The organism is Pandoraea pneumonica, from assembly GCF_049918595.1.
Lineage (GTDB): Bacteria > Pseudomonadota > Gammaproteobacteria > Burkholderiales > Burkholderiaceae > Pandoraea > Pandoraea pneumonica_A.
The window spans coordinates 57,286-78,155 of sequence record NZ_JBNCRZ010000006.1 but is presented as its reverse complement, the minus strand read 5'-3'; the positions used below and the strand labels follow the sequence as shown (position 1 = coordinate 78,155).

At 62.7% G+C, this 20,870-nt stretch carries 14 protein-coding genes and 1 tRNA gene; 9 read left to right on the top strand and 6 right to left on the bottom strand.

Annotation, left to right across the window (positions count from 1 at the left end; translation table 11 throughout):
* Positions 1-13 precede the first annotated feature (13 nt).
* From ACPWR9_RS22170 to ACPWR9_RS22155, 4 genes are all read left to right on the top strand, one after another.
* Positions 14-955, top strand: a complete 942-nt coding sequence (locus ACPWR9_RS22170) for an AraC family transcriptional regulator (RefSeq protein WP_426300773.1) — start codon at positions 14-16, stop codon at positions 953-955.
* Positions 952-2,079, top strand: coding sequence for an ArsO family NAD(P)H-dependent flavin-containing monooxygenase (locus ACPWR9_RS22165; RefSeq protein ID WP_426300771.1), 1,128 nt, complete (start codon positions 952-954; stop codon positions 2,077-2,079). Before ACPWR9_RS22170 ends, ACPWR9_RS22165 begins: the two co-directional genes overlap by 4 nt.
* Positions 2,080-2,236: 157 nt before the next feature.
* Positions 2,237-2,794, top strand: a complete 558-nt coding sequence (locus tag ACPWR9_RS22160) for a coiled-coil domain-containing protein (RefSeq protein ID WP_426300769.1) — start codon at positions 2,237-2,239, stop codon at positions 2,792-2,794.
* Between the two features lie 175 nt (positions 2,795-2,969).
* A complete protein-coding gene (locus tag ACPWR9_RS22155) occupies positions 2,970-3,332 on the top strand; it encodes a hypothetical protein (protein ID WP_426312912.1) in 363 nt (120 codons plus the stop codon).
* A 71-nt stretch (positions 3,333-3,403) separates the two neighbouring features.
* Here ACPWR9_RS22155 and ACPWR9_RS22150 read toward each other — a convergent pair.
* The 4 genes from ACPWR9_RS22150 to ACPWR9_RS22135 all read right to left on the bottom strand — a co-directional run bounded on the left by ACPWR9_RS22150 (position 3,404) and on the right by ACPWR9_RS22135 (position 6,888).
* Positions 3,404-3,488, bottom strand: a tRNA-Leu gene (locus ACPWR9_RS22150).
* A 167-nt stretch (positions 3,489-3,655) separates the two neighbouring features.
* Positions 3,656-4,540, bottom strand: coding sequence for an NAD(P)-dependent oxidoreductase (locus tag ACPWR9_RS22145; protein WP_426300765.1), 885 nt, complete (start codon positions 4,538-4,540; stop codon positions 3,656-3,658).
* Positions 4,541-4,547: 7 nt separating this feature from the next.
* The gene (locus ACPWR9_RS22140; RefSeq protein WP_426300763.1) at positions 4,548-5,717 is read right to left on the bottom strand and encodes an ABC transporter substrate-binding protein; all 1,170 of its coding nucleotides are present in this window, start codon (positions 5,715-5,717) and stop codon (positions 4,548-4,550) included.
* A gap of 229 nt (positions 5,718-5,946) precedes the next feature.
* Positions 5,947-6,888, bottom strand: a complete 942-nt coding sequence (locus ACPWR9_RS22135; RefSeq protein ID WP_426300761.1) for a CysB family HTH-type transcriptional regulator — start codon at positions 6,886-6,888, stop codon at positions 5,947-5,949.
* Positions 6,889-7,021: 133 nt separating this feature from the next.
* Here ACPWR9_RS22135 and ACPWR9_RS22130 point away from each other — a divergent pair, with 133 nt between their 5' ends.
* The 5 genes from ACPWR9_RS22130 (at position 7,022) to cobA (ending at position 11,912) form a co-directional block, all read left to right on the top strand.
* Positions 7,022-7,798, top strand: coding sequence for a sulfite exporter TauE/SafE family protein (locus tag ACPWR9_RS22130; RefSeq protein ID WP_426300759.1), 777 nt, complete (start codon positions 7,022-7,024; stop codon positions 7,796-7,798).
* Between the two features lie 30 nt (positions 7,799-7,828).
* Positions 7,829-8,644: a phosphoadenylyl-sulfate reductase gene (locus ACPWR9_RS22125; protein WP_426300757.1), complete on the top strand. Its 816-nt coding sequence runs from the start codon at positions 7,829-7,831 to the stop codon at positions 8,642-8,644.
* A 102-nt stretch (positions 8,645-8,746) separates the two neighbouring features.
* On the top strand, positions 8,747-9,694 hold the full coding sequence (gene cysD, locus ACPWR9_RS22120; RefSeq protein ID WP_426300755.1) for a sulfate adenylyltransferase subunit CysD: 948 nt from the start codon (positions 8,747-8,749) through the stop codon (positions 9,692-9,694).
* A gap of 122 nt (positions 9,695-9,816) precedes the next feature.
* A complete protein-coding gene (locus ACPWR9_RS22115; protein ID WP_426300753.1) occupies positions 9,817-11,118 on the top strand; it encodes a sulfate adenylyltransferase subunit 1 in 1,302 nt (433 codons plus the stop codon).
* A 2-nt stretch (positions 11,119-11,120) separates the two neighbouring features.
* Positions 11,121-11,912, top strand: coding sequence for a uroporphyrinogen-III C-methyltransferase (gene cobA, locus ACPWR9_RS22110; protein ID WP_426300751.1), 792 nt, complete (start codon positions 11,121-11,123; stop codon positions 11,910-11,912).
* Positions 11,913-11,950: 38 nt separating this feature from the next.
* Here the strand turns inward: cobA and ACPWR9_RS22105 are convergent, their stop codons facing one another.
* The gene (locus ACPWR9_RS22105) at positions 11,951-16,474 is read right to left on the bottom strand and encodes a dermonecrotic toxin domain-containing protein (RefSeq protein WP_426300749.1); all 4,524 of its coding nucleotides are present in this window, start codon (positions 16,472-16,474) and stop codon (positions 11,951-11,953) included.
* Positions 16,475-16,548: 74 nt separating this feature from the next.
* A complete protein-coding gene (locus ACPWR9_RS22100) occupies positions 16,549-20,853 on the bottom strand; it encodes a dermonecrotic toxin domain-containing protein (protein WP_426300747.1) in 4,305 nt (1,434 codons plus the stop codon).
* Between the last annotated feature and the right edge of the window lie 17 nt (positions 20,854-20,870).

Here is a 20,870-nt window from a genome sequence, read left to right as displayed (position 1 = left end):
ATCGGACAAACTGATGACTGCCGACCTGCCTCCCTTGGATACCGACGAGTTGCTGATCTCGTTTTCCGACTCGCCTTTCGCCCGCTACAAACCGAACGACCGGCTCGATGGGCCGCCGATCTGGGCGTTTGGCGGGGACGACCATAAGCGCAGCCTCTTCAAGATGGGCACGCGCGAGCTGGATTGGCACACGCACGTACGGGGCCAGTTGTTCTGTATTCACTCGGGCTTGGTTCACGTGCATACCCCGCATGGCTCGTGGTTGTTGCCGCCTTATCGCGCCGGGTGGATTCCGCCGGGGATGACGCACCGGGTGGCGTTTATCGGGGTGGTCAGCGGGTGGATTGTTCTGGTGGCACCGTCGGCGGCCGGGCGTTTGCCGGTGACACCGCGAGTGGTTGGCGTCTCGGAGTTGCTGGCGGCGCTGGTGAAGCGGGCCGTGACGTGGGCCTCGCGCGACGAATTGACCGATGACGAGTTGCGGCTGGCGCAAGTGCTGGTCGACGAGATCGAACGAGCGCCCACCGAGCCGTTGAGCTTGCCGATGCCGATCGATTCCCGAGTGGTGCGCATCGCGCGAGCGGTACTGGCGGATCTTGGCGGACAGGCGTCGCTGGAGTCGCTGGCGCAACATGCCGGGGTGTCGTCACGCACGGCACGGCGGCTCTTTGTTGCCGAGACGGGGATGGGATTCACGCAGTGGCGTCAGCAGGCGCGGCTGGTGAATGCGCTTGAGCATCTCGCCCGGGGCGAGCCCGTCAGCACCATTGCCGATTCGCTCGGCTATTCCACACCCAGCAATTTCATTGCGATGTTCCGACGCGCGTTCGGGGAATCGCCGGGACGGTATTTCCGGCAGGTGGGCCCGCGCGATGAGGTGGATGCGCTGGACGAAGGTGACGAAGCGGGCGAGGTGGATGCGGTGGAGGAGACGAATGCAAGGGGCAACGTATGAGCGAGCGGGGCGAATTGTTGCCGAGGCGTGTCGACACGTTGGTGATCGGTGGCGGGCAATCGGCACTGGCGACAGCGTATTTTTTGCGGCGCTGGCAGGTCGATTACGTGGTGCTCGACGATCAGCCCGAAGCGGGCGGCGCGTGGCAGCGCGCGTGGCCGTCGTTACGACTGTTCTCGCCTGCGCAATGGAGTTCGTTGCCCGGATGGCCGATGCCGGGGGGCGAGCGGCACTATCCTTCTCGCGACGATGTGGTGCAGTACCTGCGTGCATACGAAGCGCGGTATGGCGTGCCGGTGGAGCGGCCGGTTCGTGTTGAGGGCGTCGTTCCGGCAGGCGACGGGGGTGGCCTGCGTGTGCAAACGGATCGGGGCGATTGGATCGCGAAAACGGTGGTCAGTGCGACGGGGTCGTGGCGTGCGCCGTTCGTTCCGGAGTATCCGGGGCAGACGCTGTTTCGCGGCCGGCAGGTGCACTCGGCGGAGTATCGCGGGGCACAGGATTTGCAAGGTTTGCGTGTGCTTGTGGTCGGGGGAGGAAATTCGGGCGCGCAGATTTTCGCTGAAGTCTCGTCGCTATGCGAGGCAACGTGGGTCACGCTGACGCCGCCAGACTATTTGCCTGATGACGTCGACGGCCGCGTGCTGTTTGAGCGGGCGACGGCACGATGGCAAGCGAAGCAACGTGGGTTACCTGATCCCTACCCCGATAGCGGGCTCGGTCACATCGTGATGGTGCCGTCCGTGCGGGCGGCACGCGAGCGTGGCGCGTTGCGTAGCGTCAGGCCCTTCGCGCGATTTGTGGACGATGGGGTGGTGTGGACGGATGGCTTGCACACGCCCGTTGACGTGGTGATTTGGTGTACGGGATTTCGTCCGGCGTTGGCGCACTTGGCTGGGCTGGGAATTACCGACGCAGAGGATCGGATTCGTCTGGAAGGCACACGCGCGGTTGACGAGCCGCGGCTGTGGTTGGTTGGCTACGGCGAGTGGACGGGATACGCCTCGGCGACGCTAATCGGCGTGATGCGTAGTGCCCGCGCGACGGCGCAGGAGGTGGTGGCGTATCTCGATCAGGGGGAAGTACGGACTACGCAGAACCAACAGGGTGGGGTGACGGGATAGAGTGATTCCATGCGGTGGCGAGTGTGCGTGAGGGCTGGGTGGAAAGTTTGGTAAATGCCCTTGTTTCTTCGTGAAATGCTCGTGGCTGCACTTCGTATTCAACCCGCAACGACAAGACAGTTCGGAAGTCTCGTCGTCGCGGAAGGTGCAGGTAAAGATGGGAACACTCCGGAAATTTGACCCGCGCCAGGTGCGCGAAAGTATCGACGATACCTTCAGCAATGAAAGGAACGACAGCATGAGGCTTCACGAACGCGTAACGAAAATTGAAGCGGTGCTGCCGACGCTTGCCACTAAGGAGGATTTGGCTCGGGAAGTGGGTGGCTTGCGTTCGGATATGCATCTCGAGTTTGGCAAGGTCCGGCAGGAGATGAGCACTGAGTTCAGCAACGTCCGGCAGGAGATGAGCACTGAGTTTGGCAAAGTCCGGCAGGAAATGAGCGCTGAGTTTGGCAAAGTCCGGCACGAAATGGGCGCTGAATTTGCCAAGGTGCGAAAGGAGGTGAGCGCCGAGATTGCCTGCGTCAAGGAGGATGTTCACGAACTACGTCAGACAGTCTTCTCGGAGATCCACGGGGTGCGCACGGAGATCAGCGGACTGCGGGTTGAGATGCATCAGGCCATAGGCGCGATGACTTGGCGGTTAATCGGTACGCTAATCACGGTTTGTACCGCACTTGTTGCTGCGACGTACTTCATCTCGAAGGACGGTTGATCGCACTGAATTTCGCCCCGTACCGGCAAAAGCATGGGAAAAGGACCGGCGCTTATCGAATGTCAACGCGTTGTGTCACGCGATTCGGAAGTTGCTGAAACTCAAGTGACGGTCCCGCTGCGATGATGGATGTGCCCCCCATTTGGTTGGGAAGCATCCATTTAAGGAGCGATTCATGAGTGACGCGAAAGACGATGACACGCAACCCGCGCAGTGCACTAACCCCAAGCAACTCACGAAACCGCCGAAGCGCACACGGGCGACACGTAGGCGTACCAGAAAGGCGAAACCGCGCGCGGTGCCAGAATCGCTCGCGCGAGAGGGCTACGTCATCTGGTTTCTGAACCACGGCAAGTTCCTCGGGTACGCGTGGGTCGAAGCGGAGCAGGAGATCCGGCGCGCACACGTGAAGGATTCAGAGCACGCCATTTATTTCGATACGTTCGCGCAAGCGGCCGTGGTATCGAACAAATTAATCAGCCCGAGCCGGGTGTTGCACTCCCCAGGGGCAGGGATGACGCCAAAGGTGATGGGGTAGATGCGATTTCGGTCCGTCAAGGTTGGCGGGCCGTTTTCATTTCTGGGAGTGTTAGCCAGATAAGGCTGTTGTGGTGCCCAGGGCCGGAATCGAACCGGCACGCCTTGCGGCGGGGGATTTTGAGTCCCCTGCGTCTACCAATTTCACCACCTGGGCAGGTGTGCGTTCACCGAACGGTGTCGCAGCGTGACTCGTCAGATGGGCTTGTTTAGCTACCGGACGAAGGCGAGATTATGACCGATATTTTTGATGTCGACAACCCCATCTGCAATATCGCGCGCCAGACCGGGCAATGACCCGCCCGAACCCGGCGCGTCACGCACTCAGTGCAACTGTTGCTGACCTTCCAGCACGCGCAGAAGCGACGACGTATCGTCGTGACCCCAGCCATTTTCCATCAACGCCGACAATTGCCCCTTCACCAGCGACAACGCGGGCAATGCCAGCCCCGCATCCGCCACCGCTTCCAGAATCATCGAGAAATCCTTGTCGTGCAGCCGCGCTTCGATGCCCGCCGAAAAATCCCGATGCGCCATCTTCGGCCCCATCATGTCGAGCATCCGGCTCCCGGCCAACCCCTGCGAAATCGCTTCGATCACCTTGTCTTGATCGACGCCATTACGCGCCGCAAACAACATGGCCTCGGCAATCCCCTGAATGTTGATCACCTGAACGATCTGGTTGCACGCCTTCGCCACCTGACCCGCGCCCGTGTCGCCCACATGCGTGATCGTCGTGCCCAAGGTGGCTAATATCGGCTTCACTTTCTCGAAAGCGTCTTGCGAAGCGCCGACCATGATGGACAGCGAGGCATCCGCTGCCCGCGACGGCCCACCCGACACCGGCGCATCCACCAACTGAATGCCCTCGCGTGCCAAGCGCGCCGCCATTCGACGCGTCGCCTCCGCCGAAATGGTGCTGTGGTCGATGCAAATCGTACCGGGCCGCGCGCCGTGAATCACCCCGTCCTCACCCAGCAACACTTGCTCCACGTCATGCGTGGTCGTCACGTTGGTGATCACGAAGTCGGCTTGCGCCGCAGCCTGCGCCGGACTCGAAAACGCTCGCGCGCCTTCATCGACGTAGGCCGTGGCCGCTTCCGGGCGTCGCGCATAAACATGCAACCGATGACCCGCCGCCATCAAATGCCGCACCATCTGGCCGCCCATCGCGCCCAGACCGATAAATGCAATGGTGTATGTCGTCATGCCGCGATCAATCCGAGACGTACACGAACTTGCCGTTCTTGATCTGACCCATCACGCCAGCCCGCTGATCCAGCCCAACGTGATCGGCAGGGCTCAGGTTCATGATGCCGTTGGGAATCGCCAGGTTATGCGTCGATTCGAGCGCGTCGCGCAACGCAGCGCGGAACGCCGGCGTACCCGGTTGCGCCGTCTTGGCCGCACGCGGCACCGCGTCATTGAGCAGATCCCACACGCCGTAAGCATCGGCAGCGAACTGCGTCACCGTATCGGCGCCATACTTGGCTTCGTACTTCTTCGTGAACGCCAACGCGGCCGTGCGCGCCGGATGCCCCGCCGGAAGCGTCTTCGCGACAACGCCCGGCTGCGTCGGGAACAGCGTGCCTTCGACATCCTTGCCGCCCACGCGCACGAAGTCGTAGGTGGCAATACCGTGCGTCTGATAAATCTTCCCGGCGTATCCACGCTCTTGCAGCGTGCGCTGCGGCAGCGCCGCAGGTGTGCCCGACCCAGCCACCAGAATCGCGTCGGGCTTGGCCGACATCAGCTTGAGCACTTGCCCGGTCACGCTCGTGTCGGTGCGGTTGAAACGCTCCTGTGCCACGATTTTCAGCTTGCGCAGCTCGGCAAACTTCGAGAACTCTTTCCACCAGCTCTCACCATAGGCATCGGCAAACCCAATGAAGCCCACCGTCTTGATGCCGTGGTTCGCCATGTAGCGCGTCATCACGTCGGCCATCGCGGAATCGTTGGCCGCCATCTTGAAGGCCCAGCGGCGCTTGGCATCCTGCGGCTCCACCGCCACGGCCGACCCGATGAGCGTAATCATCGGCGTGCTGGCCTCCGAAATCGGGTCCAGCATGGCCAGGGCGCTCGGCGTGATATTCGGGCCGACGATGACGTCGACCTTGTTCTCGCTCATGAGCTTGCGGGCATTCTTCACGGCGGTGCCGGGGTCGGAACCATCGTCCAGGAAGATGTAATGCGCCTTCTGTCCTCCGATCTCGTCGGGCCACAGTTGCATAGCGTTCTTGCTGGCGATGCCGATGGCGGCTGCCGGGCCGGTCGACGATAGATCGATGCCGACGGTAATGTCGGCACGGGCTGCCGTCACCACGCCCGCGAGGGTCACGGCGAGCAGTACGCCCGACAGGCGAATGCCGCGAAGGGGTGAGCGCATGGGGTCTCCTTTTGGTCGAATCACGCAAGGATACCGTACGCTGCGGGCCGCGCAAACGCTGTCAAAAGACAGGCTGCTGTGCCGCATAAAACAAAGGCGCTACTAATAGATAGCAGCGCCTGGGGGTGAACGGTACGACGAGGTTATGCGCAGAGCAACGTGCGACCCGAGGTCAGGCTAGGTGTGCGGCCCGAAGCGCTGCCTGACACATTGCGCTCCGCGTGCGACATCACAGCTCGTAGCTTTCGTGCTCGCCCCGTAACGCCTGCTCGACCAGCTTGCGCGTGAGAATCGGCGAGAGCAGCTCGACCATCGTATACACATAGCCGCGCAGGTAAGCGCCTTGCTTGAGCGCCACGCGGGTGACGTTCGTGCCGAACAGGTGGCCGACCTGAATTGCCCGGAGGTTGCGATCGCGTTCGGGGTCGAACGCCACGCCCGCCAGAATGCCCACGCCAAGCCCCAACTCCACGTAAGTCTTGATGACGTCTGCGTCGATGGCCTCGAGCACGATGTCCGGCTGCACATGACGCAGCGCAAACGCCTGATCGATCTTGGCGCGCCCGGCAAACTGCGGATCGTAAGTAATCAGCGGGTACTTCGCCAAATCTTCGATGCCGACCGACGGCAACTGCAACAGCGGGTGATCGGGCGGCACCACGGCCACGTGCTGCCACTGATAGCACGGCAGCGAAACCAGATCCTTATAACCGGCAATGGCTTCGGTCGCGATCGCCAGATCGGCCTGATCGTGCAGCACCATCTCGGCAATCTGCGTCGGGCTGCCTTGCAGAATCGACAAGCGCACCTTCGGATAACGGCGCTTGAACTCCGCCACCGCGTGCGGCAGCGAATATCGCGCCTGCGTGTGCGTCGTCGCAATCGTCAGGTTGCCCTGATCTTGGGCGGCGTAGTCCTTGCCGATCCGCTTGAGGCTTTCCACCTCCAACAAGATCCGCTCGACGGACTCGAAAATGATGCGCCCCGGCTCGGTGAGGTTTCGGATGCGCTTGCCGTGGCGGGCAAAGATGTCGACGCCAAGCTCTTCTTCAAGCTCGATGATCGCCTTCGAAACCCCCGGCTGGGACGTGAACAGCGCCTTGGCAGCTTCCGTCAAATTGAAATTCTGACGCACGGCCTCGCGCACAAATCTGAACTGGTGCAGGTTCATTTGTATAACTTTAGAAAATATACAAACAATTTTTAATTCGTTTGAAGTATATAGCGTTTTCATTACAGTGGGTGCCACTGTTTCGATAACGTTATTCCTTTCAGGTATTTAGACCCCACCAGGAACGTCATTCATGTCGCTGTGGCTCGAACCCATTTCCGGATTTGGCGTCGGCCTGCTGGTCGGCCTGACCGGCGTGGGAGGCGGCTCGCTGATGACGCCGTTGCTCACGCTCCTGCTGGGCTACGCCGCTCCGGTGGCGGTGGGGACCGATCTGGCGTTCGCGGCCATCACGAAAAGCTTCGGCACGGTGGCGCACCGCTCGCACGGCCATGTGAAGTGGCACATCGTGCGACGTCTCACGATCGGCGCACTGCCGGCGGCGCTGGTGACGATTCTCGGCCTGAAGCGACTTGGCGGTATCGATGAGAGCGCATTGCACGTCATCAAACTGACGATTGCGGCCTCGGTGCTGCTCACCGTGCTCTCGCTGCTGTTCCGGGCCAAGTTGCTCGCCGCGCTGCGCGCACACCCGAATTGGCAACTGACCGGCCGCGCCCAGACGATTGCCACTGTATTAGTAGGCGCCGTGATCGGCGTGCTCGTGACGATTTCCTCGATTGGCGCCGGTGCCGTGGGCGCGACGCTGATCCTGATGCTTTACCCGCAGTTGGAACCCGCCGAGGTTGCCGGTACCGATATCGCCTACGCGGTGCCGCTCACCGCCATCGCAGCGCTAGGCCATATTTGGCTCGACACGGTGCACTGGGCACTGCTCGGCAGTTTGTTGATCGGCTCGCTGCCTGGTATCTGGCTGGGCGCGAAGCTTACCCGCCATTTGCCCGAGCGCATCGTGCGCGGGGCGCTGGCGGCCACGCTCACGCTTGCAGCAGTGAAGCTGGTCGGCTGACACCCCCACATAAAACAAGGAATTCGCGATATGCGAAACGAATCCCGTTGGCAGCCGACGGCGTCTGCGGCCCCGGCATCCCCGATTTCTGCCCCGGCCGCCGCGTCGGCGCAGGCAGAACATCTGGACGCCGCCCTGCTCGATGAGATGGAGGCCGTGCTGGCCGAGCGTCTCGCACGCATCACGTCGTTGCATCGCAACGTGAAGTTCGCGAGCAGCCTGGCCGCTGAAGACATGCTGATTACGCACGTCATCCTGCGCCAGCAACTGCCGATCACGATCTTCTCGCTCAACACCGGGCGTTTGCATGACGAGACGGTCGGCATGATCGACCGGATCAAATCGCAGTACGGCTACGACGTGGTGCAGTACACCCCGCAGCCCGAAGCCGTTGAACAGTACGTCAGCGAGCACGGTGCCAATGCCTTCTATGAAAGCGTGGATCTGCGCAAGGCTTGCTGCCATATCCGCAAGGTCGAGCCGCTGGGGCGTGCGTTGGCCGATGCCGACGCATGGCTCACGGGCCAGCGTCGCGAGCAGTCGGTCACCCGCGGTGAGCTGGCGTTCGCCGAGCAGGACGACGCACGCGGTATCGCTAAGTACAACCCGCTGTTCGACTGGACCGAAGCGCAAGTGTGGGCGTACCTCACGGCGCGCGATGTGCCGGTGAACCCGCTGCACGCCCGCGGCTACCCGAGCATCGGGTGCGAACCATGTACGCGTGCGATCCGCCCCGGCGAAGACAGCCGGGCGGGCCGCTGGTGGTGGGAGTCGCGCGACAGCAAGGAATGCGGGCTGCACGCGGGCAACCTGAGCAAGATCCCGGTCACGGTGCAATCGAACTAACGCACGCGAGACCCACAACTGAAGCGACGCGATGCCGCCGTAACCCGCGAGTAGCGCGTCGAAGCAAAACCGAATCACGGAATCGTCAAGGAAAGGAACACTATGGGTGCGATGCACGAAGTCGCGCAGGCCAGCGGCGCGCGGATGGACCATCTGGACTGGCTCGAAGCGGAATCGATGTACATCCTTCGCGAGGTGGTGGCCGAGTGCCGCAAGCCTGCACTGCTGTTCTCGGGCGGCAAGGATTCGGTCGTGGTGTTGCACCTCGCGCTCAAGGCCTTCGGCCTGGGCCCGAACCGCAAGACGGTGCTGCCGTTCCCGCTCGTGCATATCGACACCGGCCATAACTATCCGGAAGTGATCGAGTTCCGCGACCGTCATACCAAGGCACTCGGTGCCGAACTGGTGGTCGGCCATGTGGAAGACTCGATCAAGCGCGGCACGGTGCGTCTACGTCGCGAAACCGATTCGCGCAATGCCGCACAGGCTGTCACGTTGCTCGAGACGATTGCCGAGCACGGCTTCGACGCGATGATCGGCGGCGCGCGCCGCGACGAAGAGAAGGCGCGTGCGAAAGAGCGCATCTTCTCGTTCCGCGACGAATTCGGCCAGTGGGACCCGAAGGCGCAGCGCCCGGAACTGTGGCATCTGTTCAACGCGCGCCTGCATAACGGCGAACACCTGCGCGTGTTCCCGATTTCGAACTGGACCGAACTCGACGTGTGGCAATACATCGCCCGCGAGAAGCTCGATCTGCCGTCGATCTACTACGCTCACGAGCGCGAGATCGTGCGCCGCAACGGTCTGCTGGTGCCGGTAACGCCGCTCACGCCGAAGCAAGACGACGAGTCGAGCGAGTACGCCTCGGTGCGTTTTCGCACGGTCGGCGACATCAGCTGCACTTGCCCGGTAGCCAGCGTTGCCGCCAGCCCGGTGGAGATCATCGCCGAGACGGCCGTGACCGACATCACCGAGCGCGGTGCCACGCGCATGGACGATCAAGCGTCCGAAGCGGCGATGGAACAGCGCAAGAAGCAAGGCTACTTCTAAGTCGACCGGCGCAGAACATCGCAGCCTGACAAGCTATCGAGCAAACGGAAATAACGGCCCAACCGGTGCCTGCCGCAGCGAATGCGCAAGCACCGGGGCCAAGAATTCGAGTGGATTTGACCATGAGCCTGACCCCTCACCAAGAAGACCTCGGCGTGCTGCGCTTCATTACGGCGGGCAGCGTCGACGACGGCAAGAGCACGTTGATCGGCCGCCTGTTGTATGACAGCAAGGCCGTGCTGACCGACCAGTTGTCGGCCCTCGCACGCGCGAAGCACAAGCGCACCGCAGGTGAAGATATCGACTTCTCGCTGCTGACCGACGGCCTCGAAGCCGAACGCGAGCAAGGCATCACCATCGACGTGGCCTATCGCTACTTCACGACCGCACGCCGCAAGTTCATCATCGCGGACACGCCGGGCCACGAGCAATACACGCGCAACATGGTCACCGGTGCCTCGACGGCGCATGCCGCGATCATTTTGGTCGATGCCACGCGCGTGACCGAAGTCGACGGCCGCACCGAACTACTGGCACAAACGAAGCGCCATAGCGCTATCGTGAAGTTGCTGGGCTTGCAACACGTGATCGTCGCCATCAACAAGATGGATCTGGTCGATTACAGCGAAGCCACGTTCGACGCGATTCGCGCGGCTTATCTGGAACTGGCACATCGCCTGGGCCTGCAAGACGTGCGGTTCGTGCCGGTGTCGGCGCTCAAGGGCGACAACATCGTGCTCGCCAGCGAGCGCATGCCTTGGTATCAGGACGAGCCGCTGCTCGACGTGCTCGAGTCGCTGCCGGTGACGCAAACGGGCGGCGAATTGCGCTTCCCGGTACAACTGGTCGCGCGTCAGGATGGCTCGCATGCCGACGACTTCCGCGGTTACATGGGCCGTGTGGAATCGGGTTCGGTTCGCGTGGGGCAAGCCCTGCGTGTGCTGCCCGCTGGCCGTGATGCAACGGTTGCCGAAATCGTCGGGCCGCGCGGTTTGCTCGAAGATGCGTTTGCCGGTCAATGCGTGACGATTCGTTTGTCGGAAGACGTGGATGTGTCGCGTGGCGACACGTTCGTCGCCGCAGAGTCGGTACTGCAACCGTCGCGCAAGCTGTCGGCCGACGTGTGCTGGTTCGACGAGGATGCCCTCGCGCCGCAGCGCAAGTACGTGCTCAAGCAATCGACGAACTCGGTGTACGTGAAGATCGGCAGCGTGGATACGGTGCTCGACGTGACCACGCTGCTGCACGGCACGGAAAAGACCACGCTCGCGATGAACGACATCGGCCGCGTGCAACTGAGCTTGCAAAAGCCGATCACGGCCGACACCTACGATGCGAATCCCGCTACGGGCGCTTTCGTGCTGATCGACGAAGCGACGCATCACACGGTCGCTGCGGGCATGATCCGCTCGCTGGCGGCGTAATCATGACGGTAACTTCTTCGCAATCCGCCACGCTTCCCGGCAAGGTCTATCTGGTCGGTGCCGGCCCCGGTGCCGCTGACTTGATCACCGTGCGCGGCGCACGCCTGCTTGCCCAAGCCGACGTCGTGCTGCATGACGCCCTGGTCGAGCCGGAGATGCTGGCGCTTTGCCCACAGGCGAAGCTGATTGCGGTGGGCAAGCGTTGCGGCAAGCATTCGAGCGCGCAGCACTTCATCAACAAGCAGTTGATCGACAACGCGCGCACGCACGCGCTTGTGGTGCGCCTGAAGGGCGGCGATCCGATGCTGTTCGGCCGCGCCGACGAAGAACTGCGCGCACTGGAAGCCGTAGGTATCGACGTGGAAGTGGTGCCGGGAATTACTGCTGCGTTGGCCAGTGCTTCGTCGCTGAAAAGCTCGCTCACGCTGCGCGGCGTTGCCCGTAGCGTGGCATTTGCCACGCAAAGCCGTGCGCCGGATTCCGCGGAAATCACCGCGCACGCCTCGGCCGATTCGCTGGTGTACTACATGGGCCGCGACTCGGCGCCGCAAATTGCCGCCGAACTCATCGCCGCCGGGAAGCTCGCATCGACGCCGGTCGCCATTGTCGAAGCGGCTACGACGTCGCGCGAGCGTCGCGTCACGCTCACCCTCGGTGCATTGCGCGATGGCGACGCCGCGCACTGGTTCGACGCGACGCAGCCCAGCGTGTTGCTCATCGGTCAGGCGTTTGCGCGCGCCAATGCCGAAGCGCTCGACGACGACGCATCCGTGACGGCCTACCGCGCGGCATAAGCGCACCAAAGAACCGCCGCCTCGCGCGCGTTCGGCAGCTAGATGCCGAACGCCTGATGCATCGGTATCACCTCTTCGAAATCACGTACGATCGACGCGTCGGCCAGACGCTGCACATCGACTTCCGAGAGCGTCACGATGGATGCGCCATTCTGCCGCGCAATCGCATATTCCCCGGACATGGCTTCCAGATGGGCGCGCGCCATGCTGATCAACTGATTTCGCTGCGTCGTCGAAACGAACGCGACATTCGGATCCAAAAAGAAATACACATTGGCTTGCTCGCTATGCGGTCGGCGTCCGATCAGCACTGTGCGCGTTCCGGCGCGCATCTCGAATACACGGTAGGGCCCCTGCATATCGTCAAAAATACCCTCCAGATTGGCAAGGGGAACACTGCGCGTCTCGGTGAAAATAAGCGATTCGGGGATGGTGCCCGCAAGGCTCAAATCCTCCATAAACGATGCGGAGGCGGCGGGCGGGAGTGTCGCGATTTCGTTAAACCAGGCGGGCATTAACTCGATAGGCCCCGTGCGAGCGTTGAGCGCCGTCACGCGAGCCAAGCCACGCCGGACATGGCCAAGATAGGTATGAGGGCGCTGTGCGAGCTGGAGATACTGTGCGCCCGCCGCTTCGGCCTGTTGGCGCATTGGACTCAATCCGACGGCCTCGGTGGCGTCGACGGCATTCTGTGCCGTCTCGATTCGCCCGGCCAATGCGCCGAGCTGAGCCGGGTCACGGATCGACCGGTCGAGAAATTCCAGCTTAAGTAATCGCAAGCTCGACCGCGACGCGGCCGTATTCTGCGCAGCCTGGGCGGCGCCCGCGTTGGCACTGGCGCGCCTTGCCTCCTCGAACACGGGATTGCGCCGTGCACGCAACAGATCGTAGCGCGCCCGAAAGCGCTGATCGACATGCCAGCCGATGTGCGGATCTTCCAACGGCGCCGTGGGGAGATCGTCCGGCGAGACCGTATGCCAGCGCCCCCCGGGCGAGAGTCGCATGAGCGGCCCGGCTTCCGGTGAGCGGATCGAATCCGGCCCTCGTACGGCTCGGAAAAAGCCGGTCGGTTCGTCGAACGACAGGTACGTGCGTGTGTTCGAATCAACGGCAGCGTAAAGGCGTTGTTGCGTGCGATACAGCCCCGGAATCAGGGCCTCTCGCGCATTGGGGGCCTCGTCGACGAAGAACAGGAAACGTGGGTCCCGGGTAATGAGTGCACGTGCCTTGAAACGGACCGTGGCGAGTCCCTGCCCCCCAATGGCTGCGGCCAGCGACTGCCATCCCTGACGAAGTAGCGCTGCATCGCCGGTCGCCCCGCCGACGCTCACGCCCACGACACCGAAGCCTGCATCGATCATCGCCATCGTGGCACTGAACGGGCGCAATTCCGGGGCAAGCCAGGTTCCCATGCCGACAAGCAGGTCGAGTTGTGAGAGATAGCGCATCACATTGACCAGCATCGTGTGGGGATTGTCGATGCGCTCGAAACCGCGCGACAGTCGTGTCTTGTACGCCTGAGTCAAGGCGGTGAACGTGCCAGTCCCCGTCGGGATCGGCTCGCCTTGCCCATCGATGCTGGCATATCTGAGCCAGTCGTTGCCGGAGGGCATGGTGCTGGCCACGGATGTCGCACTGGCCAGCCGTTCGCGCCCCTCGGTGCTACGCGTTTGCGTATCGAACCACGCCGTGAGCGCACTGCGGTCTTTGAAGCCGTCGACATGCAGACCATCGGCATAGCCCGCCAGCAACAGCACGGCGGGTCTTCCGGCGATGGAGACCGCCATCAGCGATGTTGGGTGGCCCTGAATCTTCAGCCACTCGCGCTGGACGTCCGGCGTCGGGATTTTTTGCCGGAGCACCGTACGATTCAACCGGCTCAGTTCGATCGGTCCGGCCATGCGCTGCGCAATTTCCATGACCTCGCAGGACAGCGCTTGCGACGCATTGCCCAGCCAGCACTGAGCGATGAATTCGCCCTTGAGCGACTGGCGGATGTCGTCGAAATGCTCGCGCCAAAGTGTGTCGAACGCGTTGCTGACTTGCGCAAGATAGGCGGTTGCCGAGCGTTGATCGACCAGTTCGTCTGCATCCAGTGCACGGTTTTCGCGCGAATTTCCAGGGCGCCAAGGTTCCATGGATTCGGCGTCTCGCATTCGCAGTAACGAGCCGACCGGCTCTGCCGTCGGCCTCGCCGCCCGATAGATGAGGGCATCCGGCAGTCGAATCGGCCGAAGCGATCGATCGAACCGAACGAAGAGTTCATCGGGGTCGACCCCCGTGACCCGATTTGCAGACATCGTCGATATCACGTACTGGCGCGCGATTTCACGGGGTTCGGGCAACGCGAACGACAGGTCGCCGCGCAGTGTCTGGTAGTGCTCGATGTGGCTGATATCCGATGCCGTCCACGTCAGGCCGTGGGTAAATGTTGGATGAACGCGAGCCTTGGCGTTGGCCCTCGCCTGCGTGACATCGCGTTCCAGATCGCCGGTGGAAGCGCCATCGATCCAGCGTCGATACTGTGCAATGCGCCCGCTTGTCTGCGACTGGGCGGCGAGAAGGGGCAACTCAGCGTTGATGACCGCCACTGTCGCGTTCGCCGCCACAGTCAAGGGCGCCACCGCCGCACGGGAATCGAGCCCTACAGAAAGGGTGTGCTGCGCAGACGCTGCTAAAAACGCGTGGGGAAGGCGTGTGTGCAAACTGTCGCGCACCCCTTCAATGTTCTTCTCGACGGCATGCACCAGCGCTTGCGGGCTTGAAAACTCTCGCCACGCGACCGGTTCACCCATCATGAAGAGCAGGGTCATGCCGCTTCGCGGTTGCTCGCACAACACAAACGTGCCGGCTGGCGGGGCGACGATGGTGATGCCGTCCCGAGGGAACGAGAACCGGAGCGGGTACACATTGACGGCAGCCGGTTTGCTCGCAACGGCGTTCGTGGGGAGCAGTCCGCTGCGTCCCAAGCGCATGGCGCGGTGAGAAAGCCACCCGGCCTCATAGGCGATGGTGAGATCACTCAGCGCCATATCTCGCTGCAACGAAACGGTATCGGTCGAGTTCACGAGTGCTGCGAACGATTCGTGAGGTTGCCAAGTTTGGCGGTTTCTGGCCTCGCATTGCGTGCGCCACGTGGTGACGAGTTCGGCAAAGGCTGTGGCGCTCATCACGCTGGGCGGCATCACAATCGCGCCGGCAGGTGTCTTCTCGCTGACGGAGAATGACGTGTCGCTATCGGGTTGAAGAATATCGAGCTTGCCCGAGCGCATGAGTTGCGCTGCCTGTCGCAACGTCCAGTAGTGAACCAGATTCACGCGCGAGTCCGGTGCGCTCGGGCTGACGCGCCTAAGAACGAGTGCGTCGACATCGAGGCCCGCGAGTTCCGAGGCTCGGTCGAGCAGATTCAGGAGCAGGTGAGTCTCGCTCGGTGGCGGGGTGAACAACAGCGCCGGACCCGACGACATTTGTTGTTCATGATGAAGCGCCGCGCGATGGCGCCAGAGATTGGCGATATCGAACAGACGCTGAAGCGCAGGGGAGGTGGCGTTGAACTCGCGTTGTCGATGGGGCGGCAGCGGCGCCGGACCCAATATGAAGGCTCGCGATTGCGCACCCGGCGGCAACTGGGCACCGGCCACGGGCATACGCAGCGGGTCGAACGGCAAAGGGGTATCGAGCAGCTGCTGAGCCAGCGCGTTGACGCCTGCCGTTGTCTCCAGAAATGCATCCCAGCCATCTGCCGTGATCTGCGCGAGGTGCGCGAACACGGACGGATCTGGATCGCGAGGCAGGCGCGCTGTGCCATGAACGGGCTCGGGGCGATTCACGACGGCGAGGCCATATAGCAGGGCTATCAGATAACCCGCCTTCCCCGCTCGTGTGAAATCCGGCAGCGGTGCGTAAGGCTGAAAGGTGGGCGATGTTGGCGAGTGGGATCTCTCAGCAACGGCGGCAAGGGCGTGAACGTTGGCATTAATGTTGGCATTAGCGTCGGCATTAACGTCGGCGGTAGCGTCCGTGTCAATGCCGCGCGCGGTCAAGGCGTCGCGCGCAGGCGGCTGCCATTCATGACCGGAACCCAGCAGCATCAAATGGCGCATCGTGTCGACGATCTGCGCCCGCCAGTGCGTGAAGTAGCTGCGCCAACGGGTGCCGTAGTCAGCCCCCTCGGAAACATCGACGTCGCGGCGCCCGATGGACCGCTCAAGATCGCGCAACGCTTGACGGGTCAGCGACGCATGGCAAACGTCTTGCACGGATTGCCACGGCTTGCGATTCGCCAATCGGGACGGCAATCCGGCTAACCAGAATTTGACGAGCGCCGGATGTTCGGCGTGAAGTTGCGTCACTTGTTCGATGACCGGCTCATCGAGCGCCATCAGATCGTGCGCGGGGATACCCTCCTCCGCTAGCCGTAACAACAGGCCTAGTGCGAGAGCTGCCTCAGGGGGTTCGTCAAGCGCTGCGCAGGCAGCATCGGACAATGTATCGAATCGCTCGATCTGCGCTAACACTTGTCGGTGGCAGGGCGTGGCCGTGTCCTCGCGTGGCGTGGTCATGCCGATCAAAGGGAGTGAATGCGAAGGCGACACGTGCATGTGAGGGGTTCCTTGTCGAGGCGCGCATGGCGCAGTTAGCGAACATGCGGGACGAGATCGCCCGCGCGCACGGTGCCGGCCGCGCTTTCGGCTAGCCGGGCGACGTCGACCTCGCGGACCATGACGGCCGGTTGTCCGGCAATTGAGTAGGGGGAATACGCGGCGCGGGCGCTGCTCAGATGGCGTACGGCGCGCTCGACGATGACGCGCTTGTTGCGATCGACGACGATGCTGCTGGCTGGATCGAAAAAGAAGTACTCGACGTCCCGGCTGCTAGTCAGCCTGCGCCCAAGCAACATGCCATGGTCTCTCGTGGTGATCTCGAACGTGCTCGGCGTGGACGCCTTGCCCCGAAAGATGCTGCGAAGGTCGCTGATCCTGACGCTGTTCGGCGCGTCGCCGCGAAATCTGAACGATTCGCGTGCTGCCTCGTTGCGGCCCAATGCCCGCACACGAGCGATATAGGTGGCTGTGGCTGATGCATCGGGCGTTTGCGCCAGTCTCGCTAGCTCGTCGAGCAATGCGCCGTCGTGTCCATCGCGGGACGCGATCGCCATGAGTCTGACAAGGCCGCTGTCGAATGGCCCGCCGGCGGTGCCACTCATGTGAGGCACGGTCCTGACGGTGGCGCCTGCCGCAGCCGCTTCTGCTGCCAGATTGGCAATGTCTTCGGCGGCGGCTTCCGCTGCCTGTGCACTCTCGACTTCGCCCGCGAGCGTGCCCAGCGCCTCGAAGTCGGTGATTCGCGGGTCGAGAAAGCGAATCTTTTGCGTCATGGACGGCAGGCGTTGTGCTTGCCCAAGCATGCTTCGTTCATACGCTTGTCGCTTGGCGGCGCGAAAGAGTTGCCGCTCGGCCGAGGTGCCCGCGTTCATCGTGGCACTCAACCGTTGCCCGTAAGCACGCTCGACCGCATAGGCGACGTGCGGCCGGCTAACGGCCGGTGCCATACCCGGAGGCGGATTGCGGGTGAGGCGCCATGTGCCGTCGCGACCGAGGCGCACGTAACCGCCCATCGACGACAGATCGTGATTGATCAACCGGAACTCGCCGGTGTCGGCCTCCAGCATGAGTCCTGCGTAGGTCGACGACGCAGCGTCTTCGCCGAATTGCGCCACAAACTGCCCGCCAACGTAATACAGACCGTCGACGAGCGGATCGTTGTCGTCGATGTCACCCTCGAATACATAGGCATAGCCGTCGGTGAGGAGCGCGTCTTTGAACGTCAAACAGCGTGCCGCCGAGACACCGCTCGCGCCTACGGCAGTCGCTAGCGAATACCATCCTTCGGTGCGCATGTCGCCGCGGCCGGCGACGATCAACGAGAGGCCGAAGGCGCCGTCCGCAGCGCTCACAATCATGGATGCCGGGCTAAGTGATTCGCCGAACCATGAACCGATTCCCATCCCGACGTCGAGCCAGCGGATCGCGTGCGCTGTGGTGAGCAGCACACCGATACCGAAACCGCGGGCCGGATCGTCGGCACCATCGATCTCGATGCCATGTTCTAAGAAGGTGTCCAGGACGTTGGTAAAGACGTCGCCTTCGAGCCGCTTGCCATTGGCATCGAACGGACACGTTGTGGGTGACACCTGCGCCGCGCAGGCCGTGAGCTTCGCGCTGACGCGTTCATGGGCACTGGCGGGAAACGCGTCGACAATTTGCGCGCGTGCGGCGGGGTCGCGCACTTGGGCCGCGAGCCAGGCATCGAGCGCACTTCGGTCTTTGAAGCCGCGAAGTACGGCATCCGGCGACGTGGGCGAGTAAAGCAGGACGATGCCGCTATCGCGGTCGGTGAGGACCATCATCAACGACGTGATGCCCTCGACGCTCAGCCACGAGTGTTCAAACGGTCTGTTGTCTTCCCCTGGAAGCACGGCGGCGAGATCGTCGAACCCGGCGCGCATGGCAATCGATTTGGCGAGTGAGATGTGCCCGCTACCGAGCGTGTTGTGTGTTTGCATCGCGACGGCTTGCAACGCAAAGGTCGATGCCACCGTCTTGCGAAGCACGTTTCGGTGCGTGGATACAAAGTCTCGGAGCTCACGGTCGAAACTGACGCGAAACCGCGCGGCGGACAGGTTGCCGATCAATCGCTCGGCCTGCGGCAACGACACCGCCGACGCGTCGCCGCCCGGCGATGCCAAACTGAGCGCTACCGTCTGGTTAGGCGACGTGCGAAGCGCGCCGTCGATCTGCTTGAGCACAGCCTCCGGCAGCGCATACGAGACGTTCGACGCTGGGACGATGGCGTCGGCCGGGCTCGAAGGCGGTGCGACAAGCGTCAGGCGAACGTCGTTGGCGTCGATATCCTTTGCGCCCAGTTCAGTGAGCACCTCGTTTGCCAAACTTCTCGCGATGCGACGCTGCGTTGGCATCTGCGTTGAGATCTGCGCCCGCATATCGAGCAGAGACTGAAAGGTGCGAGCGATGTTCTCGGGCAGATCGAGCGCCGGTGAGCGATGCGACGAGGCTTGTATACCCGGCACGCTTGCGGCGTCTGCTGCGCGCAACGCGTCTGAGCGGCGTTGCGGGGCGGCGCCCGCGAACCAACTGATGTATTGGTCGATCTGGCCGGATGCGGTTGCGGCGTCGAAATCGGTGCGCATGTCGTGGCGTACGACCGACAGGGACGCATGGCGGGCGCCAGCTAATGGGTCGTTCGGTGTCGGGGTCAGTTGAACGGTGGTGATGATGTGCCTTGCGGTGTCGCGAGGCAGACGTGCCTTTAACAGGTCGTGAAGCCCGTTGCCGGATGACCACGTCAAATCTCGCATGAGCGCATCGCGATCCTCGTATTCGCGCCACGGGTGCGGATCGCCGGCGATGTACAGCAACCCGTAGCCGTATGCCGGTTGGGAGCCGACGAAGAACATGCCGGCCGGCGATATCGGCTCGTGCGACCCGGCAATGGTCACAAGAATCCGATAGGCCGTCACACCAGCCTGCTGGCCATCGCTCTCGCGCCGTGCCAACGCGCTGGGGAGATGCAGGATGATTTCGCCAAGGACCACGGCATCTGCCGAGATGTGCCCCGCCATATACGACAACTGAAGATCGTCGTGCGCCAACTTGCGCTCGAAAGGATCGAGTGCCTGAACGAACGCGTCCGCCTGCGGGGCATCGGCGTCGTCGGCCGTCAGCCATTGCCACTGTCCGACGACATCGAGAAAGTCGGCGGCCGACAGGCCCGGCACCTGATCCTGCGCGCGATAGTGGTGATTTCGATCCAGTGTGCCGGCATGTACGCCGTAGTCAGGGCGCACAGAACCGGTGGTAGCGTCATGTCGGGGGCGTGCGGGCTCAGCGATTTGCAAGCGGCCCGCAAGGACCTTTATCGCTGCGTCTGCAATGGGAATGCTCAAGCGGGGACGCCAGCGTTCGAGATACGTGTCGTCGTAACTCGGGGCCGATGGCATGTATCCGAAGATGTTGAACTGTGTGAGCGCAATGTCTTCGATGCGTGGCGGCGGCGCGTCGTGGGGCGGCGTGGCTGCCTGAATGCGTCGTTCGAACTCGGCACACAGGGCGGGTTTCAGATCGATGACGCGTTCGGTGTAAGTCCGTGCGTCATCGAACGCATGCACGCGTTTGCTCAGCGCGGCGTAGAAGACTTGTATTTCGCGATCGAGCACCGCTGGGTTCAGCAAACCGGCGATTTCATTCTCGATGTCCGGCGTGTCGGCATGGCGTCGCACCCGTAGACGGCTCAGATGTGCAGATTCCTGCAATGTTGGCGTCGTCGTCATTGGCGCCATATCGACAGGCACGCTGGCCGTCGTGAGTGCCCATGCGGTCATCTCGTCTACCGAGCGATTCGAAGGCGAGTCGGGGCTTGTATGACGGATCGCGGCGCGTGTCGGTGCATTGACGGCGGAGAAGAAGTACAGCCATGCCACGACATAGTCCAACGCGCCATTGCGCCCAAGGTGCATTCTGGGCAATGGCGCAGGCGTGGGATCGGGCAGTGGCGGTATGCCGCTCGCCAACGCCGCTCTGTGCCCCGAGCCCGCCCAGCGAAAGCGATCGAGCGCGTCGATGAGGAAGTCGAACCCTCGCGCGATCAGGTTGCGCTGTCGGAGCGTGTCGGTTGGCTCGACCGAATCCTGCGTCAAACGCTGGTCTAGCGTTTCAAACAGCGATGCCAGCGCCTCGGTGTGAGGCGTTGCGTCCGAGGCGGGGCTCACGCGCGGCACATGCAAGACAGGTGCCGCCGACACGTCGAGCGCTAGGCGTTGCGCGGCGGCGGGCGTGTGGGCTTCCGTTTGCGCGCGGGGTGGCAACTGAGGCGGCTGAGGCAGTTGGGGCAGGGTGGTCGGATAGTTCGTTACGCCTTGCATATCGCTTGTCCAAAATG

Excerpts from the sequence above, each read along its gene's own strand:
- ACPWR9_RS22130 (WP_426300759.1), top strand. The coding sequence starts at position 7,022 with ATGTCGCTGTGGCTCGAACCCATTTCCGGATTTGGCGTCGGCCTGCTG.
- ACPWR9_RS22165 (WP_426300771.1), top strand. The coding sequence starts at position 952 with ATGAGCGAGCGGGGCGAATTGTTGCCGAGGCGTGTCGACACGTTGGTG.
- ACPWR9_RS22170 (WP_426300773.1), top strand. The coding sequence starts at position 14 with ATGACTGCCGACCTGCCTCCCTTGGATACCGACGAGTTGCTGATCTCG.
- ACPWR9_RS22115 (WP_426300753.1), top strand. The coding sequence starts at position 9,817 with ATGAGCCTGACCCCTCACCAAGAAGACCTCGGCGTGCTGCGCTTCATT.
- ACPWR9_RS22155 (WP_426312912.1), top strand. The coding sequence starts at position 2,970 with ATGAGTGACGCGAAAGACGATGACACGCAACCCGCGCAGTGCACTAAC.
- cysD (WP_426300755.1), top strand. The coding sequence starts at position 8,747 with ATGGGTGCGATGCACGAAGTCGCGCAGGCCAGCGGCGCGCGGATGGAC.
- ACPWR9_RS22125 (WP_426300757.1), top strand. The coding sequence starts at position 7,829 with ATGCGAAACGAATCCCGTTGGCAGCCGACGGCGTCTGCGGCCCCGGCA.
- ACPWR9_RS22145 (WP_426300765.1), bottom strand. The coding sequence starts at position 4,540 with ATGACGACATACACCATTGCATTTATCGGTCTGGGCGCGATGGGCGGC.
- ACPWR9_RS22135 (WP_426300761.1), bottom strand. The coding sequence starts at position 6,888 with ATGAACCTGCACCAGTTCAGATTTGTGCGCGAGGCCGTGCGTCAGAAT.
- ACPWR9_RS22105 (WP_426300749.1), bottom strand. The coding sequence starts at position 16,474 with ATGACCACGCCACGCGAGGACACGGCCACGCCCTGCCACCGACAAGTG.
- ACPWR9_RS22100 (WP_426300747.1), bottom strand. The coding sequence starts at position 20,853 with ATGCAAGGCGTAACGAACTATCCGACCACCCTGCCCCAACTGCCTCAG.
- ACPWR9_RS22160 (WP_426300769.1), top strand. The coding sequence starts at position 2,237 with ATGGGAACACTCCGGAAATTTGACCCGCGCCAGGTGCGCGAAAGTATC.
- ACPWR9_RS22140 (WP_426300763.1), bottom strand. The coding sequence starts at position 5,717 with ATGCGCTCACCCCTTCGCGGCATTCGCCTGTCGGGCGTACTGCTCGCC.
- cobA (WP_426300751.1), top strand. The coding sequence starts at position 11,121 with ATGACGGTAACTTCTTCGCAATCCGCCACGCTTCCCGGCAAGGTCTAT.